Annotated in this window: 11 protein-coding genes; 4 read left to right on the top strand and 7 right to left on the bottom strand. The window is 29.0% G+C overall.

Features of this window, described 5'->3' with window-relative positions:
- Positions 1-614: 614 nt before the first annotated feature.
- From yidA to RH99_RS12700, 3 genes are all read left to right on the top strand, one after another.
- Complete coding sequence (gene yidA / locus RH99_RS12690; protein WP_010238757.1) at positions 615-1427, top strand: sugar-phosphatase; 813 nt, start codon at positions 615-617, stop codon at positions 1425-1427.
- Between the two features lie 365 nt (positions 1428-1792).
- On the top strand, positions 1793-3382 hold the full coding sequence (locus RH99_RS12695) for a diguanylate cyclase domain-containing protein (protein ID WP_010238759.1): 1590 nt from the start codon (positions 1793-1795) through the stop codon (positions 3380-3382).
- 129 nt (positions 3383-3511) lie between these two features.
- Positions 3512-5170, top strand: a complete 1659-nt coding sequence (locus tag RH99_RS12700) for a sensor histidine kinase (RefSeq protein WP_010238761.1) — start codon at positions 3512-3514, stop codon at positions 5168-5170.
- Positions 5171-5272: 102 nt separating this feature from the next.
- Here RH99_RS12700 and trpS read toward each other — a convergent pair whose 3' ends face one another.
- Both trpS and RH99_RS12710 read right to left on the bottom strand, forming a co-directional pair.
- Positions 5273-6289: a tryptophan--tRNA ligase gene (gene trpS, locus RH99_RS12705; RefSeq protein ID WP_010238763.1), complete on the bottom strand. Its 1017-nt coding sequence runs from the start codon at positions 6287-6289 to the stop codon at positions 5273-5275.
- A gap of 422 nt (positions 6290-6711) precedes the next feature.
- Positions 6712-7086, bottom strand: coding sequence for a desulfoferrodoxin (locus RH99_RS12710; protein WP_010238766.1), 375 nt, complete (start codon positions 7084-7086; stop codon positions 6712-6714).
- Positions 7087-7496: 410 nt separating this feature from the next.
- Between RH99_RS12710 and RH99_RS12715 the strand changes: the two genes are divergently transcribed.
- Positions 7497-7691 (top strand): hypothetical protein, encoded by a 195-nt coding sequence (locus tag RH99_RS12715; protein ID WP_010238769.1) that lies wholly within the window; start codon positions 7497-7499, stop codon positions 7689-7691.
- A 337-nt stretch (positions 7692-8028) separates the two neighbouring features.
- Here RH99_RS12715 and RH99_RS12720 read toward each other — a convergent pair whose 3' ends face one another.
- The 5 genes from RH99_RS12720 to RH99_RS12740 form a co-directional block, all read right to left on the bottom strand.
- Positions 8029-16683 carry a glycoside hydrolase family 94 protein gene (locus tag RH99_RS12720; protein WP_010238771.1) on the bottom strand — a complete coding sequence of 2885 codons (8655 nt, stop codon included), beginning with the start codon at positions 16681-16683 and terminating at the stop codon, positions 8029-8031.
- Between the two features lie 185 nt (positions 16684-16868).
- Entirely contained in the window at positions 16869-17681 is an 813-nt protein-coding gene (locus RH99_RS12725) for a Cof-type HAD-IIB family hydrolase (RefSeq protein ID WP_010238773.1), read from the bottom strand.
- A 48-nt stretch (positions 17682-17729) separates the two neighbouring features.
- Positions 17730-18485: a DeoR/GlpR family DNA-binding transcription regulator gene (locus tag RH99_RS12730; RefSeq protein WP_010238775.1), complete on the bottom strand. Its 756-nt coding sequence runs from the start codon at positions 18483-18485 to the stop codon at positions 17730-17732.
- An 86-nt stretch (positions 18486-18571) separates the two neighbouring features.
- Positions 18572-19189: a sugar phosphate isomerase family gene (locus RH99_RS12735; protein ID WP_010238776.1), complete on the bottom strand. Its 618-nt coding sequence runs from the start codon at positions 19187-19189 to the stop codon at positions 18572-18574.
- A 284-nt stretch (positions 19190-19473) separates the two neighbouring features.
- The gene (locus tag RH99_RS12740) at positions 19474-20247 is read right to left on the bottom strand and encodes an SDR family NAD(P)-dependent oxidoreductase (RefSeq protein WP_010238778.1); all 774 of its coding nucleotides are present in this window, start codon (positions 20245-20247) and stop codon (positions 19474-19476) included.
- Positions 20248-20393 lie beyond the last annotated feature (146 nt).

Consider the following 20393-nt stretch of genomic DNA (forward strand, 5'->3'; position numbering starts at 1 on the left):
CGTAATAGCACCACTATCATCAGAACCTATTTCCTTGTATAATTCAAAATATTCGTCGCATCTTTGACTTGTTATTTATTTTCACATGCCTAAGCTTTTTAATCTTTATATAAATTATAGACACATTATTTCAGAGTACATTACTTATTATATATTATCTACCAATTTGTTTATTATTACCCTGACCAAATTCAAGGCCTAAAGCAATTATAATATTTAAAAGGTCTGCGGAAAACACAGACCTTTTAAAATACATAAACACAGTTAATTATATCATTTTCATAGAAATTTTCAATAAGAGAATAAATATTTAAATATTATAAAGTTTTTATTTAATTATTAAATATATTTTAGATTTCTCTAATAATCAGATAAATTCTTTATTGTAATATTTAGGCACATTCAAATAAATAACTAGTCAGTATGCTAATCTATTTTGACTCACTATTTATTTTCATATGCCTTAAGTAAAATATTTTTAACTTTATTGTTCTCTCCACAGTTCTATAGTATATTAATAATGTTATATATTCTGTGATTTTAATCACTTCTGATGATATAATATTAACTACATACCGTATAAATAAATCTTATAAAATAACAGGAGGACCGATATGTATAAGCTAATAGCTATTGATATGGACGGCACACTATTAAAAGATGACAAGACAATTTCAAAAGAAAACTTTGATGCTATACAAAGAGCTCGTAAAAATAATGTAAAAGTTGTCTTAGCTACAGGAAGACCAGTTAAAGGTATTGAGAAATATTTAAAAGAATTAAATCTAATAGGCGAAGATGAGTATGCAGTTACCTTTAATGGAGCAGTAGTTCAAACTACCACAGGTAATCATATAATGGCTAAGACCCTTATGACACTTGAAGATCTTCACTATCTTTATAACCTCAGTAAGGAGTTAAAAGTAAACATTCACGCACATACCACTGAAGAATGTATTACTCCAAAGTCAAGCAAATATAGTGTACTAGAAGCTGAATTGAACTCAATTCCTTTAACTGAAATTGATTTTGATAATCTTAATGAGAATACAACTATAGTTAAAGTTATGTTTATTGATGATGAGAAAACTTTAGATAGAGTAATAAAAGCTCTACCAAAAGATATATATGAAAAATATACTATAATGAGAAGTATGCCTTATTTCTTAGAATTTTTAAACAAAAATGCTAACAAAGGTACTGGAGTAAAACTACTTTCAGAAAAGCTTGGCATTAAACAGAATGAAATTATATGCGCTGGTGATGCAGATAATGATAAACACATGCTTAAATATGCGGGGCTTGGAGTTGCCATGGGAAATGCATCTGATAACATAAAAGAAATTGCCAACTTTACAACTAAAACCAATGAAGAAGATGGTATTGCTTATGTAATTGATAAATTTATATTTAATAAAGATATTTAATCTATTTTCTGTAGAATTCATAGATAGAAATAATTATTTAACTTTTATCTTAAAATGACCAACTCTAATGCATTAGAGCTGGTCATTTTTGTTTTTAATGCTATATAAATATTGTATTTATTAAAAATAATAAATACAAATAATTTTTTATAAATTAGTATTCATTCAGTATAAGTATTTGTTTATATATAACCTTTCAAATATCAATTCCAACAACTGTCAACTTTACTATTTTTATATGATTTTATTTCAACTTTTATAATTAAAATTAAAATCATATAATATAAAGTTTTATTAGACTTCATAAAACTTTTACCATATAATAGTATATATGTCATCATTGAATTTTAACAAGGAGGCATGAAATGTTTTTTCTTTCAAGCTTATCATTAATTTGCTCTTGTATTTATTTTTATATGGCAATACATACTTTTAATTTAAAAAAGAATTCAATTTCAACAAAATTATTTCTTATATCTTGTGCAAGTATGTTTATATGGTCCTTTTCCTATGGCTTTTTTTATATTAGCACAGGAACTACACAAACTACTTTTTCAAAAATATCATCCTTTGGTTGGTGCTATTCCCCTGCTATCTTTTTGCATTTATCTCTAGCTTTTACTAGAAATAGATTTATAAAAAAAACTATAATTAATTATATCCTATATATACCAGGTACTATATTTGTATTTATTAGATTGTTTTTTATTAGTTCTGATGAATTAACTTCATCAGTGTTACTGAACTTGTTTTATAAATCCAATTTTATATACAATTTAAGCTTTACCACCCTATGCTGTTTAATACTTTTAATGAGCAGTATAAAAACAACAAGTATAAAAGAAAAAAAGCAAAATAAAATAATTATACTTACTGGTCTATTTTCCTATGCTTCTAACATCATAATGCAGTATACTTTATCTATTTATGGATTACATAATATACCTCAAATAGGGCAAATTCTTAATTTAGCTGTTTTTGGAGGAATTTATTATTCAATTATAAATTATGAGCTATTTGAAATACCTCCAAGTCTAACAATGAGGAATCAATCAAGTGAAAATAAGGTATATGAGCATAAAAAAACAGAGCAGCAGCTAAAAGAAAGTGAAGAAAGATTTAAAATAATGTTCTATAAACATGCTTCCATTATGTATATTTTTGATTCTGAAACCTTATATATATTAGATGTTAATGATGCAGCTACTAGATTTTATGGATATTCCTATGAAAAATTTAAGACAATGAAAATAACTGAAATAAATATATTTGATGAATCTACTATAAAAAACATAATAAAAGAAGTATATATTAATGATACTATTCCCTACAAAACTAAACACATACTTTCCAATTGTACTATTAAAGATGTGGAAATACATGCAAGCCCTATCACTTTTAATAACAAGAACATGATATTTTGTATTATAAATGATATTACAGAACAAAATAAAAATGATAAATATATTTCCTTCTTAGCTTATCATGATAGTTTAACTGGTCTGCCCAATAGAAAACTATTCTATATAAAACTTGAACAGGCTTTATTTGATGCTAAAGTGAATAATAAAATCTTAGCTGTACTTTACATAGATTTAGATGGCTTTAAATTAATAAATGATACCTATGGGCACCAAACAGGAGATTTTATGCTTTGTGCTGCCAGCAAAAAATTAAAACATTCTATAAGAAAAAATGACATTTTAGCTCGTATAGGTGGAGATGAGTTCACCTTATTACTCTATGATATAGACAGTTATGAAAATGCTGAATTAGTAGTGCAAAAATTATTATCTAAACTCAATAAACCAATTATAAAGAATAACATAGAATTTTTCATTAATGCAAGTATAGGAATAAGTATATATCCTCACAATGGAAAGGATATTAATTCTCTAATAAAAAATGCTGATCATAATATGTATGAAATAAAAAGGCAAAAAAAGATGAGTTAGTCAATATAATTGTAACAATATTAATATTTAGAAGGATTTCTAAATATTATGTAGAAATATAAATTATATAAGTAAATTATTTAAACAAATGAGATAGAAAATAAATTCGACAGAAAGGAAAATAATGTTATGAGCCAATATGTTTCTTTTCAAAATAATAAAATTTTAAATAATAGATTAATAAAAAAATCAATGGATAATTCTACACCTTTTAATTATGACCTTTTTGATTTATTACCACAACCTATATTAATTCAAAAAAATAATTCTATTATATATGCTAATGCTGAAACATTAAACCTTATGGGTTTCTTAAACACTAAAGATTTATTAGGAAAATCTATTTTTCAATTAATATCTTTTACAGATAATTATAATATAAAGAAATTTCTAGAAGATAATAAAGATAAAACTAAAAAGCAACTGAACTGTAGAATTACTTGTGCTGATAAAAGTACTATTCCTATTACAATAAAATTAAATGCAATTGAAATTGATTCAATAGACTACGATTTCATTGTAATAGAAGATATTTCAAAACTAAAAAAACTAGAAAAGGAGTCCACTGACGGAATAGAATTACATAAAAAGCTGCTAAATATATCACCAGATGGTGTTTGTCTCCATGATGGTCATATTTTCTTTTTTGCCAGCAGTACATTAACTTCTATGTTAGGATTTTCCAATCCTTTAGAAATCATGGGTAAAAAAATAACTGATGTTATACCTAATAAATATCATGACTACTTTAATAATAGAGTCAAAAAAATTTCAGCTTCAGATGAAATTTTTTCAGAAGCAAAATACAAGTTTATAACTACTAAAAATAATTTAATTGATGTAGAATGGAAAACTACAAGACTATATCTTAATGGAAGACATTTAATGCTTTCTTCTATAAGAGATACTACAGAAAAAAATAAGTTAAAAGCATTAAATCTAAAGGCAGAGGAAAACAAAAAACTTTTAGAAAAAACTATAGAATATGAAAAATTAAAAACAGAATTTTTTTCTAATATATCTCATGAGTTGAGAACTCCTTTAAATATTTTATTAAGTGCCCTACAACTTATAAATGTTTATTTAAATACAGATCCACCTAATATAAAATCTACGAAAAAGTACGTAGGAACTATGAGGCAAAATTGTTTTAGATTACTAAGACTTATAAACAATCTTCTAGATATAACTAAAATAGATTCTGGTTTTTATCATCTTATTTTATGTAATCATAACATTATAGAAGTAGTAGAAAATATTACTCTCTCTATTGCAGATTATTTGAAAGATAAAAAAATTAATATTATATTTGATACTGATATTGAAGAAAAGATTATTGCTTGTGATGAAGAAAAAATAGAAAGAATAATACTAAATCTTATTTCTAATGCAATAAAGTTTACCGATGCTAATGGTACTATAAATGTAAATATATATGATGGTGATTCATATGTAAAAATAATTGTAAAAGATAATGGAATAGGTATACCTAAAGCTAAATTAAATACTATTTTTGATAGATTTTCTCAGGTAGATAAAACTATTAAAAGAAATAGTGAAGGCACAGGAATAGGTTTAGCCTTAGTTAAATCTTTAGTAGAACTACACAAAGGTAAGATTGAAGTTAAAAGTGAATATGGACATGGAACAGAATTTACAATTTCATTGCCAGTTACAGTAATTCCCAATAAAGATAAATCTAATTTATGTACTATGTGTATAGATAACAATACAAAAGACAGTAAAATAGAAAAAATGCATATAGAATTTTCTGATATTTATTTTTAGTAAAAGTTCTCTTTTAAAATAGTAAAAAGCTTTTTTAGATTTTATAATTATCAATATTTTGTAATTATAAAATCTAAAAAAAGCTTTTTATTCTATATGTTTTTATTTAGATACTGGTATAAATCCTATCTTCTTTTGAGCCTTTCTAAGAGTCTTATTAGCTATATAACTAGCCTTCTTTGCTCCTTCTTTATATATTGATTCAAGGTAATCTTTATTAGTTATAAGTTCTTTTACCTTATCTTGAATAGGCTTAAGTTCATTTACAATAGCTTCTGCTACATCTTCCTTAAATTTAGCATAACCTTGGCCTTGGTATTTATTTTCTATAGCTTCAATACTTTCTCCTGTTAATGTATTTAATATAGTCATAAGATTTTTAACTCCTGGTTGATCATCACTATATTTTACTATTCCTAAACTGTCTGTAACAGCTCTAGAGATTTTCTTTCTTATAACCTCTGGTGGATCCATAATTAAGATAAAGCTATTTGGGTTGTCAGATGACTTAGACATCTTCTTTTCTGGTTCTTGAAGACTCATTATCTTGGCACCCTTTTCTGGTATGTATGGCTCTGGTATTTTAAATGTAGGGCTATAGGAATTATTAAATCTTTCACCAAGATCTCTTGTTAATTCTAAATGCTGCTTTTGATCTATTCCCACAGGTACTAAATCTGTTTGATAAAGCAATATATCTGCTGCCATTAGAACTGGATAATTCAAAAGCCCCGCTGATACACTGGTACCATATCTACTTGATTTATCCTTAAATTGAGTCATTCTATTGAGTTCACCTACATAACTATAACAATTTAATAACCATGCTAACTCAGTATGTTGTGGTACATGAGATTGAATAAAAATTGTACTATTTTCAGGTTCTATTCCTGCAGCTATGTAAATTGCCATTACTTCTAGAGTTCTTCTTCTTAAATCCTTTGGTTCCTGCTTAACAGTTATAGCATGTAAATCTACTACACAAAAATAACAATCATATTCATGTTGAAGCTTTACCCAATTCTTTAATGCTCCTAAATAATTTCCTAAAGTTAATTCTCCAGAAGGTTGAATTCCACTAAATATAACTTTTTTATTCTTTTCTAAATTTTCTACCATAAATTTCACCTCTTAATTAATTGCTAAAAAGTATCTATAAGGCATCTTCAAATAAATAACTAGTCAGTATACTAGTCTATTATGAATTATATTACGTTAACAGAACCTTCTGATAGCACCACTATCATCAGAACCCGTTTCCTTGTATAATTTAAAATAGACGTCGCATCTTTGACTTGTTATTTATTTTCACATGCCTAAGTAAATAATAAATAGATATTCTAATCTATTCTGAATATTTTAATCATTACTTTTTAGATACCTTATATGTAATCTTTAGATGCCTAATATTATACTCCTAAATTCACTTATATTAAATAAAAAGCCCTAAATAAAGTAAAAACATTACTTCATTTAGGGTTAGGCAGCTTTAACTTGTTATTTATTTTATCCGCCTTAATTGTTATATATTATATCCTAAATTACTTTTTCCATAATCCATGAATATTACAGTATTCTCTTACGGATACTATTTCTTCATCGATTTTAAATGTTGCTTCTGGTTTTTCCCCTGGGTTTAGATATTTTCTATATAGCTTATTTTTTGTTAATACCTCAATCCATTGAATATAGTGAGTATCAATCATTGGATGTTCTACTTCACCAACTTTTACAAATACTTCTTCACCTTTTTGTTCCACTACAGGAACATGCTTTTCTAAAGCTGCATCTTGAGTATTTTCAGTTACAAGCTCCATAGGTTTTCCACAACAGACTAAAGTTCCACCTGCTTTACTAACAACCTCTACAATATTTCCACATATAGGACATTTATATACTTGTTTTAATTCTGTCATCTTTATATCCCTCCCACGATTTTTTGTATCATATAAGACATATGAAAATAAATAATAAGTCAAGATGCGACGTATATTTTGAAGCCTACAAGGAAATAGGTTCTTCAGATAGTGAGCTATCTGAGGGTTCTGTTGACGTAGTAGGATTCAAAATAGACTAGCATACTGACTAGTTATTTATTTGAATGTGCCTAAATAAAATCAAGCTAAAAAATTTATTAAACTATATATAATAAATACTTAGTTTAATTTCAAGCATTCTTAGTTTATATTAATTATAGCATTAATATACCTATTAATAAAGATTTCATAGAAAAATTTTACATAAAATTCTAAGTTTAATTTAATCTTTTATGTACATACTATTTTATAAAGACTTTTCATAAAAGTTTTTATAGGAGGTTTTATATATGTCAAAAAAAACACCTTATTTACCAAGAGAAAGAGGATATTTAGATGCTGATCCTAAAGAAATAAGAGCTTATTCAGAAAGAGACTATACGGTGCTTCCTGACCCTGTAACAGATCCTATAGTTACAAATAATATTTCTAATGTGGAATTTGATTATACTTACGATCCTATAGCTGACGCTGATGATGATTAGACTAAATATAGTTAAAGTAACATTTTTATATAAGTATAATTGAAGCAAGTTCTTAATTCAGGTGGGGATTCTTTTACCCCATCTGAATTTTAGAACTGTGAATGCATGGCTTACTTGGCGTTGGACTTCCACTTTAAGAAAAGCGATTCACACAAAATCTTCTTTTCGATTTTGTGTGAATCGCTTTCACAGAGTGCGTGGGAGACTTACACCAAGTTAGTCAGGTTAAAACTTTTTAATTTATAAAATAAGGAGACATCTTTATAATAATTTTATTATTTTAAGATGTCTCCTTATTTTGACTTATTATTTTTTCTTCAAACTTATTAATTAATTTTTAGAATGTAACTTCTACAGTGTGTGTTCCACCCTCCACAAATGGAATTATTCCATCATGTATTAGCTCTCCATCTACAGTTACAGACTTATCATGTGTCCTTATAACTTTTATATTATATATACAATTTTCATGTCTATAGGTTATATGGTATTCCTTCCATTCCTCTGGTACACAAGGATTTATTCTGAATCCTTTGCCTTCTGCAAGTGATAATCCTAAAATACCCTCTATTCCAACTCTATACATCCAACCAGCAGTACCTGTATACCAAGTCCAACCACCTCTACCTACATGAGGTTCACGTGCATATACATCTGCTGCCATAACATAAGGTTCTACCTTGTAAACTTCGCTTTCTTCTTTAGTTTTAGAATGATTTATGGGATTTATCATGTTAAATAACTTCCAAGCCTTATCCGTTTCACCTAGTTTTGCCATAGCTAGTATTACCCAAGTTGCTGCATGGGTATACTGTCCTCCATTTTCTCTTACTCCAGGTACATAACCCTTTATATATCCCGGTTCTAGTTTAGAATTATTAAATGGTGGTGTTAGTAGTAATACCATTCCTTCATTTTGCTTAACAAGATATTTTTCCAGTGAATTCATAGCAGTTTTTGCTCTTTCTTTGTCCGCAGCATTTGAAATAACTGCCCAGGATTGAGAAAGTGAATCAATTCTACATTCATCATTTTTAGAAGATCCTAGCGGCGTTCCATCATCAAAGTACGCTCTTCTATACCATTTTCCATCCCAAGCATTCTTTTCAAGATTCTCTTTTACAAAATCACTGAGTTCAGAATACCTTTGACTTCTGTATTCATCATCTTTAAATTTACATATTTTCTTAAAATCATTTAGAATACTATAAACAAACCAACCAAGCCAAACACTCTCACCTTTACCTTGATTTCCAACGGTACTCATTCCGTCATTCCAATCTCCACTTCCCATAAGTGGTATGTTATGAATACCAAATTTAAGCCCCTTTTCTAAAGCCTTTATACAGTGTTCATATATAGTTCCTTTTTTATCAGACTTTTTAGATATACTATATCTCTCATCTTCTCCTTCTTTTAAAGGTTCATCTTCAAGATACTCCACTGATTCTTCTAAAATACTATAATCTCCTGTATTCTTTATATAATCACTAGTTACATAGGGAAGCCATAGTAAGTCATCTGAAAATCTTGTTCTTATACCACTATCTACTACAGGATGCCACCAATGCTGTACATCTCCTTCAAGAAATTGTCTTGATGCACTTACAAGAATCTGACTTCTAGTCATCTCTGGTTTTAAGAAACCTAACGGCATAACATCCTGAAGTTGATCTCTAAAACCATAAGCTCCTCCAGACTGATAGAAAGCTGTTCTAGACCATAATCTACAGCCTATGGCCTGATACATAAGCCATCCATTTAGCATTATATCCATAGTTTCATCAGGAGTTTTGACCTTAATTTTAGTAAGCATATCTTCCCAGTAAACTCTTGTATGCTGAAATTCTCTAATTACATTATCTTCACTTGAATATTTATCAATTACCGCTTTAACTTCTTCTAAGCTCTCACATTCACCAAAGACAATATAAATATTCTTTTCCTCATCTTCTTCTAAACTTATCTTTGAATTCTCAGCCATACAAGGATCAAGTCCCGCTCCTACATTATTAGAAAATCCTACTTTTTTAAGAGCCAATGGTGAGATTAGACTTTCACCTCTACCAATAAATTCTTTTCTATTACCGGTAAAACTTTCATTTATTCCACCTTGAATTTTTAAATACGCATATGAGTTTCCAAAGTTTTGGCTATATGGATTTCTAGCATATATGAAATTTTTATCTTTATCTATATAGGTTACTATATGAATTCCAGTATGACTTGGTACAACTCCAAGTACAATTTGACTATAGTAACTTACGGATAAATTTCTTTTTATGTCAGATATATTTTTAAGCTTAACCTGAATTATTTTTACACTCTGTTCCATGGATGCAAACATTGTCATTTCTCCGGCTATACCATTTACTGAATGCTTAAATCTAGAGTATCCATATCCATGTTCTATAATATACTTACCATCATCTCTTACAGGCTTTGGAGAAATACTCCATAACTTTGCTGTATCCTCATCCCTTATATATAGTGCTTCACCTAATTCATCAGTAATGTAGTCATTAGACCAAGGCGTTATTTTATTTTCTCTACTGTTTTTAAACCATGTATAGGCACTTCCAGCTTCTGAAACATGGAATCCAAAATTTTTATTTGATATAACATTTATCCATGGTGCAGGAGTATTTTTATAATTATTCAGTGTTATAACATATTCATTAGTAGCAATATCGAAACCACCATAGCCATTATTGTACATAAGTTTTCTTTCTGGATACTTAAAGTCATGTACTGTATAATTTAGTTCTTTAGTCTGAATATCCTGTAAATCTTCCTTTAATTTTATGCTGCTTTTCACTTGACTTACTAAAAGTCCTTTATCAGAATCTATAACAAATCTACTTATTCCCATTAAAAACTTTATATCTTCATCACTCATAGTAGCATTGCTATATAGAAAAATTCCTCCTGGCTTATTTTGTTTATCACGAGAATGACTTGCTGCAATTAAATCTCCTAAAGAATTCTGTAGTTCCTGTAAATATGAATTGCTCTTCATATTTATTATTACAAAATCTACTTTTAAACCTTTCATTGACCAATATTCATGTGCATTAAGCATCTGTTTAACAAGACCTACATCCGCCTCACTTCTAACAATTAATAAAACTATTGGTAAATCTCCCGATATACCATATGCCCATAAAGCACTTTGAGATTTAGAAACTTCTTTAATATAGTATTCTCTTTCTCTTACCATAGTATTTATAAATAAAAGTTTTGAAGCCATGAGTTGATATAAATTTGCTTGATTTGGCTTTATACCAAGATAATTGAGTTCAACTTGACTTTGACTCCAAGATAGCTCAAATACTCTCTTTATGTTCTGAATTTCATGATATTTTATAGCCATGTTCAATGCATCTTCTCTAGACTCACTAATAGAATTTACATACACAATACTGCAAGAGCCACCAGCTTTTATCTTTACAGTTCTTCTCATACTTATTATGGGATCTAGTACATCCCCAACAGTATTATTAAGTTTCTTATTGCTTTCAATGCACATAGGACTAGTAAGATTTTTTCCTCTTCCTATGAAATTTACTCTACTTGTTTCATACTGCACTTCATCATCAGCTTCTCCATCTATGAACATTGTCTGCATAAGCCATGGTTTATTCTGATTTTTAGCTCTAGGTCTCCTATTTGCTAAAATACACATAGGACTTTCTACAAATTCCGTTCTAACAAATAAATTGCTGAATGCAGGATGAACTTCATCCGCATTCAATGGAGCTAAAGTTATCTCTGAATAACTGGTTACTTCAATAATTTTTTCTTCATTTCCACTGTTTCTTAAGTTTAATTTTCTTACTTCAGTATTATCTTCATTTGAAACAGCTATTTCAGTGTTAGTTTCTATATCTCCATCTTTTCTTTTAAACTGAACCTTATCTAAAGCAAATACTACTTCATAAGAATCACCTTGAATTTTACTTGGTTCATAGGTTGCACTCCAAAGTTTGTTATCTGTGATATCTTTTATGTAGAAGAATAAACCACTATCATCAGTAGTTACATCTTCCTTCCACCTGTAAATCATCATATCATTTTTCTTTCCATAACCACTTCCACTATTGGAAATCATCATAGAATATACTCCATTTGATAATATATGTGTTTCAGGTATTTCGGTTTTAGGATTATTATAGGTTCTCACAATAAAGTTAGCTCTATCATCTTTCTTATTGTTAAGAGATTCAAATACTTGATTTCTATCATAAATCACTCTCCTAGGCACTCTTTCCTGAAGTAATAATTCTGTAGCCCGTACCCTTGGAAGTGTATGAAACATTTTTTGAAGAACAAAACTATTTAATATATTATCTAAAGCCATAAGACTCATTCCCTGGTGGTGAACCATAAAACATTTTATAATAGCCTTTTTTGTATTTTTAGGCAATCTATTTTCTGTATAATCTATAGCTTCATAAAAGCCATATTTACCCTCTAATCCCTCTTCTATAATTTTTCTTATATTGGTAATGGCACTAGGAATATCTTGCTGCAGGGCCATTACAGTTGAATAAGGTGATATTACAAGTTCATCTACCAGTCCTCTCTTAAGTCCTATACCTGGTACTCCAAATGCTTTATACTGATAATTAGAGGCTATATCAAATTTATAGAAAGCAGACTCTGATATTCCCCAACAAGGTATATTTCTTCTTTTAATATATTTTTTCTGTCCTTCCACTACACTTTTATAGGTCTCATTCAATAGTGTATCTTCGTAGTTTTTCATTATAAGTAATGGCATAAAGTACTCAAACATAGTTCCACTCCAGGATACCAGACCCTTTCCTTTACCCATAATAGTCATAGCTCTTCCAAGCTTAAACCAGTGACTTTGGTTTACATCACCCTTTGCAATAGCTACAAAGCTTGCTTGCCTTGACTCAGAAGCTAATAAATCATAATAGCAGTTAGATATAGTTTTTGTATCCATATCATAACCTATAGAAAATAATTGTCTCTTTGGATCAAATACTAATTTAAAATCTGTTTGATCTGCCATTGTATTTAATCTTGTTTTTAGATCTTCCACCTTGGTCAAGATTTTCTGAATTTGTGTTTTACTATCATTTAGGATATTGGTAAGTTTACCTATCCAATTTATATCACCACCAAAAGTATCATCACTTACTGTAAGATTTTTTATTATATTATCTATTTCCTTTGGTATATCTTTAAATGCCACAGTATTGGATAATTGCTTTATTGGCTTAGCCTTATCCTTTATCATCTCATCTCTTTTAGCAACCATATCTGCCCAAGGAAAAATTCTGTCTATCTCATCTAAATATATTTCTATCTGATGTTTTGCTTTAGAATTCCAATAAAGTACTATATTTTTATTATTTTTTTCGAACCTATTACAATCATTAGACAAACTAATTAAAGTTTTTTTCCAAACAGTAACATCCATATCTGAAGTTTCCACTTCTGATATAATGCTATTATAATGATTTTTTACTAAAAAGGCATTTTCTATTTCTTCATTTGAAAGCTTTAGAATATCACAAATACCCTTAGCATATCTGCTACTCATTAATGGCTGACCTATGTATTCATCTAAAGCCCTTGCTGCAAGCCATAAATATCCAACCAAGTTTCCACTATCTACTGTTGAAATATATTTAGGGTTTAATGGTAATTTTGTCTTTGTATCGTACCAATTATAAAAATGCCCTTTATATCTTTCTAGTGATTCCATGCTAGTAAGTGTCTTATCTAATCTGGATACAAGTTCATTCAAAGTTAAATATCCTAAATCATAAGCAGATAAATTTGAAGTAATACCCATGCCCATATTAGTTGGTGAAGTTCTGTGCGCTACTCCTTTTAAAGGGTTCTCTTGATAATTGTCTGGTGCTAACCAATTACTTTCATCATTTATAAAATCTTCAAAGTATGCGAAAGTCTTTCTGCTTATTCTTCTAAGTAAATTTCTTTCTTCGTCAGAAAGTTTCACACTAAATTTCTTTCTGTCCTTACTAATCATATAGGCTATAACAGGACTTATAAACCAAAGTACACAAGATGGAAGCATAAGATATCCAACAGTTTTTTCATTATTAAATGATAATACAGCTATTATCGCTGCTACAGCACTACCAATCCACATAAATGCTAAATAGCTAATAAATTTTTTACTTATATTGGCCTCTACATCCGCCGCAGTCTGCCACTCCAATAATTTTTTCTTACTTACAATAAGTCTATACAAAGTTCTAAAAATAGCATCTAACATCAAACATGCATTATAGGGTAAAAAAGTAAATATTAAAAATACCTGCTCAATAATATTTTTATTGCTATTCATCTTTCCTGATATACTTATTCCCCTCATAGGTGAAGCTACAATCTCTGAAACATCAAAAAGCCAAGGACAAATAAGAGATATAAAAGCTAGACTTAACCATTTATCTATACCATCAGGTGTAATTGTAAGTGAAAGCAGCAATAGAATTATAATAGATGGTGTTAAGCTGCTTCTTCTTAAATTATCTATCATTTTCCATCTTGATATAGCATTCAATGAAGATTTCTTAAATATATATGGTATTAGCTGCCAATCTCCTCTTACCCACCTATGCAATCTTTTGCTGCTAGAATTATAATAAGAAGGATATTCATCTACAAATTCCACATCAGTTACTAAAGCACACCTAGCATAAGCCCCTTCTAATAAATCATGACTCAATACTGAATTTTCTTTTACTTTTCCATCAATGACATTTTCAAAAACATCAATGTCATATATTCCCTTTCCTGTATATATTCCCTCTCCGAACAAATCCTGATATGCATCAGAAATAGCCGTACTATAGGTATCTATACCTGTTTCTCCTGAAAATATCTTTGAAAAGAAGGTTCTATTGGCACTTAATGTATTTATACTTATTCTAGGCTGCATAACACCGTAGCCTCTCATAACTTTTCTTTTATTCATATCCAAAGCAGCTTTGTTCAGTGTATGACTCATAGCACCAATTAGTTTTTTTGCTGTATCTCTTGGAAGCTGAGTATCTGCATCCAATGTTATAATGTATTTTATATCTTGAAGATTTCTTATAGAGCTGCTGACAGTATTATAACTTGTTTTACTACTTCCTCGAAGTAAAGCATTGAGCTCCATGAGTTTTCCACGTTTTCTCTCCCAACCAATCCATGCATTTTGTTTTTTATTATAGGTTCTAGCTCTATTGAAAAAATAAAAAATATCTTCATTTTTTTCTCTGTACTTTTCATTAAGTGCTTTTACATCATTTAGTCCGGCTTCATTTATTGCACCATCTTCTACTTCTGTTTCATTTTGCCCATCTTTGAAATCTCCTAATACTGCAAAATATATATTTTCTTCTTGATTTGCTAGATAGTATACTTCTAATTGATTTATTAGCTTATGAACAATTTTATCATCACTTAGTAGCGCCGGTATAACTACCATTGTCTTACAATCCTTTGGTATTCCATCCCCTAATTCTATTTTAGGTATAAATTTAGGTGAAGCAAGATGATTTACACTCCAATTTAGTATTGAATTAACAATCTCACTACAGGGTATTATTATAGCTATTCCAGATACTATATACTTCCATAGAATAAAATCTGTATCATCTGTTAGACTCCTTGCTATAATAAAAGCCAATAATCCCATAGTACCAATTATATTAATAAATATATACCAAGCTACTTTATGTTTTCTAAAAGGTGATTTTAATATATCTATGACGCTAGCTCTATATCTTATTTTTTTCTGTAAGCAATTTACTCCATCATCTATTATGTAATAGCCTACATGCTTTTCATATTCATTTTGATTCTCAGATTTTTCATTAGCTTCTAAAGCACATTCTATACATAGTTTAGCTAAATAGGATTCAGGTAAGCCCATATGTCTAGCCATTTTTTCTATGTTGTGCCTATAGTAATCTCTAGACTTAAAATCCATTTTTCCATAAATTCCACTAGGATCCTGTCTTAATATTTCTTCTACATAACTTAAACTTTCAAAAGCTTCTATCCAGTTTAATGCTTCTACTCCTCTTATAGAATTAATACAATTTCCCATGGAAAGCTGAAACCTAATTTCCCTTTGATGTTCAACTATTACTATTTTCTCGCTGCTGCTCTCCTCCACAGCTAGACTATTTTCTATCCATGTATATATATTTTTATCATCTATTCCATTATCTCTTAAGTCCTTTAGAAGTCTTCCTGCAAAATGTGCTGTAAATTTTGGTTTTTCATCTACTATATTTTTCAGTTCTTCCTCTGATGATCCATTATTTACTGCATTTATTAATCTATCACCAATTTTATCTGCTTTTTGTTTTTCTCTTTGTGCATTAACTATTTTATTTGTGATACTTCCTATATTTTGAAGTAGAGCAATCCTAATCATATTTGGCAACGCCCATAATTCAGTACTAGTGAGTAAAGTTTCTTTTTGATAATTCTCAACGAAAGACATTATTGTTTTTTCATCAATCTTAGCATCTGTTTGAGAAACTATTTCCATGGCAATATAGTATATCCTTGGGTATCCTTTAAATAGCCCTTTTTCTATAGCAGGTAAATTTTTATAACAGTATTCAGGTAAATTATGTTTTATATCTTTGTATTCCTTTTCTATTAGATATAAATTATCCATTAACCATTCTGCTGCAGGAACTATATCTCTTTTAGATCTAACATCTCTATCAATATACTCATAACCTTTAAGTATATCTCTATAGTTATTATCTAGACTTTTCATTATTTTTCTTTTACTGTTTATAGTTTTAATCCTCTTATGATACTCTGATGCATAAGCAGCATGGCTTCTTAGCCCCTCCTTTTCCATTTTAATAGAAGGTAGCTCTTCAAAGGTATCATCTCTATGGTTTATTTCAAAAGCAACCACTATGAATATTGATAAAATCAATATTACAACACTAATTTGCATATATATATAAGGCATAAATAACCGTCCTCTCCTTAAAAATCTTAAAACTCTAGCTTAATTTATTATTCCCATATTTAAAACATTTAATCAGTAATTTAGAATTAATAAAAAAAAGTCAACAAGTATTTTTAGTACCTGCTGACCTTTTACCAATGTTTTAAGAGGTTGCTTTAGTAATATTATTCTTAATTATATAGTATCTACTCATTAACTAGAACCCAGGCCCAAATAGCCTCTGCCACACCATCTTCATCATTAGTTAAAGCGATTTTATTTGCACACTTTTTAACTCTGTCAGGAGCGTTACCCATAGCAATTCCAACTCCTGCATATTCTATCATATCCATGTCATTATAATTATCACCCATAGCCAATATTTCATTTTGTTCTATATTAAACCTTCTTCTTAGGACATCAATGGCAGAGGTTTTTGAAGCTTTCATTGGCATAATTTCAAGATAGGTTGGCTTTGAAGGATATATATTTAAGTCATAATCTTTAATCTTTTCTTTCAATGAATTTATGGCATCAGGTTCTGACATACATAAGATTTTGTTAGGACCTGTGATTTCATCTTTCCAAAGCTTAATAAGCTCATTAAAATCAGTAATTATTGGAGTAATATTTGTTATATCACTTTCCTGCTTAGCCCAGTAATCCAAATCTTCTACATACCATTCATCATCCTTGTATAGGCTCATGTGAACCTTTTCATTGCATGCAATCTCCCACAGTTTTTCTAGGTTATGAGCTGATATAATATCTTTTGATAAAACATTATTATTTCTATCCATAATTAAAGCGCCACTGTAGCATATAATAGGCTGTTTTATCTCCAGCTCTTCCTGTAAAAACAATATTCCCTTTGGCATCCTTGCAGAAACTAATATAACTGGAATTTGTCTCTCATTAGATACTATCTTAATTACCTCTTTAGTTCTTTCTGAAATTTCATGTTTAGAATTTAGAAGTGTACCATCAATATCCAAACATATCATTTTAATTTTATTCATTTCAATACATCCCCCATTAAATAAATTTATTAACTAATTAAATATTAATTAATCAGCAATAATCAACTGAATATCCTGCTTCTCAATAATATCTATAAATATCTTAGGTGGTTTGCTATCCGTAATTATAACATCTACTTGATCCCAATTTACTCCTTTATAATAACTGGAAAGTTTAAATTTTTTACAATCAGTAAGAACAATTACTTTACAAGACTTTTTTACAGCAGCCTGTTTAATAAAGGCATCTTCATAATCATCATAGTAAATTCCATCTTCATTTATTGCAGCTGCACCTATAAATGCTGCATCAAATCTCATTCCCTGAAGATAATTTATACATCCTGGTTTATAAAAAAATCTATTTTTATTATTAAGACATCCACCAATAGAATAAACAGAAACATCTTTTTTGTCTGAAAATATTTCAATATTATCCAAAGAATGAGTAACTACAATAATGCTTTTATTTATATATTCTGCCAAAAAACTCACAGTTGTAGAAACATCAAAGAAATAATGCTTATTCTCATCAATAAACTCTAATGCTTTATTTGCAATAGACCTTTTCTCTTCAGAATAATATTTTAGTCTTTCCCTGTAAGCTTCAATTGTAGTCTTAAGAGTTGGAAGGCTTATTCCTCCATGAGTACGAATTGCTGTACCCTGTTCTATAAGTTTAATAATATCACGCCTTGCTGTATCCCTTGACACACTAAACATTTCACAAATAGTATGAATAGACATATTGTTATTTCCATTTAAATATTCAAGTATCTTTAAAAGTCTTTCTTCCTGGTACATTCAATCATCCTATCTTTAATTTTTTAAAGGTCAATAAATAAACTATTCATTATATCCAATAGTATATAAACCTATATTTCATCTTTTTACATAATAATTAAACTAGATGGATTAAGTTTAATATCTTGTGAATTTATAATATCTACAAAATAATCAGAAGATATTGGGTCAACAATAATAATATCTATATCATCCAAATCCATTCCCTTATAAAGAGCTGTATTTGCATATTTTTCATGTTCTGCAAGTAAAATAACCCTTTTAGCCTTCTTAGCCACTTCACCTTTAATCACAGCATCTTCCTTATCATCATAATATATTCCATCTTTTGTTATAGCTGTAGCTCCTAAAAAAGCTACATCAAATTCTATTCCATCAAAGTAATTTTTTCCTTCTGGCTTATAAAAGAATCTATTGCTCTTGTTAAGAAACTCTCCAATAGAATGAACTAAAATATCTTTTTTCTCTGAAAGAATATACAAATTATCTAGTGAGTGAGTATATACAGTAATTCCTTTGTCCACAGCTTTAGCTAAAAGCTCAATACTTGTAGATACATCAAAAAAATATGTTTTATCTTCCTTAATAAACATCAAAGCTTTTTCAACAATCTTCCTTTTTTCATCTGAATGCAAATTAACTCTTTCTTCATAGGAATGAGTATTACTTTGTTTACAACCTTTACGCTTATCCTTTTTAACCATATAATCACTCCCCTATAAATACATTATAAGTATTTATAAGTAATTTATCAACATTTTTAAGTGTTTTGTTTAGGCATATGAAAATAAATAACAAGTCAAAGATACGACGTATATTATGAATCATACAAGGAAACAGATTCTGATGATAGTGGCGCTATCAAAGGGTTCTGTTAACGTAGTATGATTCATAATAGACTAGTATACTGACTAGTTATTTATTTGAACATGCCTTATTAAAACATATATACATTAATTGTCTTGAAAAGAAGTTAGCAGGTAAGGCTCTATTTCTCCTTACCTGCTAACTTCTTTTGATATTTAAATACCATATTACTAACTAAATTGCTTGGAAGCCTTACAAGTATTTTATTAGCTAATCCCGGTATGATTACTCTCTTATTGTTTTTCAATCCTATATATGCTGTTTTTGCAACTTTATTCGGTTCCATAGCCAATGAAGAATTTTCACGACCAGCTGCCTTTGCAAAATTGGTTTTTGTGGCTCCAGGGCAAAGAGTTGTAACTATTATGTTGTAAGGCTTTAATTCCTTATAAATCGCCTTTGAAAATGACAGGACATAAGCTTTTGTTGCATAGTAAGTTGCAATAAATGGTCCCGGTACAAAGGAACCTGTAGATGCCAAATTTAAGATTTTTCCCTTTTTTCTCTTTATCATTTCTCTAGAAAAAAGTTTTGTAAGTTCTGTTAGTGTTATAATATTTAGTTGCAGCATTTCTATATCCTTTTCAACTTCCATTTCATTAAATAACCCCACATAACCTATTCCAGCATTATTTACTAGAATATCCACTTCTAAGTTTCTATCCATGACACTCTCAAATAACTTCTTTGCAGCTCCTATTTTAGATAAATCCTGTCCAATTATATCTACTCTTATTTTATGTTCATCCATTAACTGATTAGCTAGCTTTCTCAGTTTTTCAGTGCTTCTTGATACTAAAATAAGATTATAACTATGTAATGCAAATACCTTAGCAAGTTCACGTCCTATTCCACTGGAGGCACCAGTTATTAGCACTGTATCTGTATTATTCATAAATTTAACTCCTCATATCATATATTTGAAGCAAGTTCTTAATTCAGGTGGGGATTCTTTTACCCCATCTGAATTTTAGAACTGCGAATGCATGGCTTACTTGGCGTTGGACTCCCACTTGAAGAAAAGCAGAGAACCAAAATCTT

Source organism: Clostridium arbusti SL206 (assembly GCF_000246895.1).
Classification (GTDB): domain Bacteria; phylum Bacillota; class Clostridia; order Clostridiales; family Clostridiaceae; genus Clostridium_I; species Clostridium_I arbusti.

What these genes read in the sequence shown, in the direction of transcription:
- yidA (WP_010238757.1), top strand. Translation starts at nt 615, where the DNA reads ATGTATAAGCTAATAGCTATTGATATGGACGGCACACTATTAAAAGAT.
- trpS (WP_010238763.1), bottom strand. Translation starts at nt 6,289, where the DNA reads ATGGTAGAAAATTTAGAAAAGAATAAAAAAGTTATATTTAGTGGAATT.
- RH99_RS12730 (WP_010238775.1), bottom strand. Translation starts at nt 18,485, where the DNA reads ATGTACCAGGAAGAAAGACTTTTAAAGATACTTGAATATTTAAATGGA.
- RH99_RS12700 (WP_010238761.1), top strand. Translation starts at nt 3,512, where the DNA reads ATGAGCCAATATGTTTCTTTTCAAAATAATAAAATTTTAAATAATAGA.
- RH99_RS12725 (WP_010238773.1), bottom strand. Translation starts at nt 17,681, where the DNA reads ATGAATAAAATTAAAATGATATGTTTGGATATTGATGGTACACTTCTA.
- RH99_RS12715 (WP_010238769.1), top strand. Translation starts at nt 7,497, where the DNA reads ATGTCAAAAAAAACACCTTATTTACCAAGAGAAAGAGGATATTTAGAT.
- RH99_RS12740 (WP_010238778.1), bottom strand. Translation starts at nt 20,247, where the DNA reads ATGAATAATACAGATACAGTGCTAATAACTGGTGCCTCCAGTGGAATA.
- RH99_RS12720 (WP_010238771.1), bottom strand. Translation starts at nt 16,683, where the DNA reads ATGCCTTATATATATATGCAAATTAGTGTTGTAATATTGATTTTATCA.
- RH99_RS12710 (WP_010238766.1), bottom strand. Translation starts at nt 7,086, where the DNA reads ATGACAGAATTAAAACAAGTATATAAATGTCCTATATGTGGAAATATT.
- RH99_RS12695 (WP_010238759.1), top strand. Translation starts at nt 1,793, where the DNA reads ATGTTTTTTCTTTCAAGCTTATCATTAATTTGCTCTTGTATTTATTTT.
- RH99_RS12735 (WP_010238776.1), bottom strand. Translation starts at nt 19,189, where the DNA reads ATGGTTAAAAAGGATAAGCGTAAAGGTTGTAAACAAAGTAATACTCAT.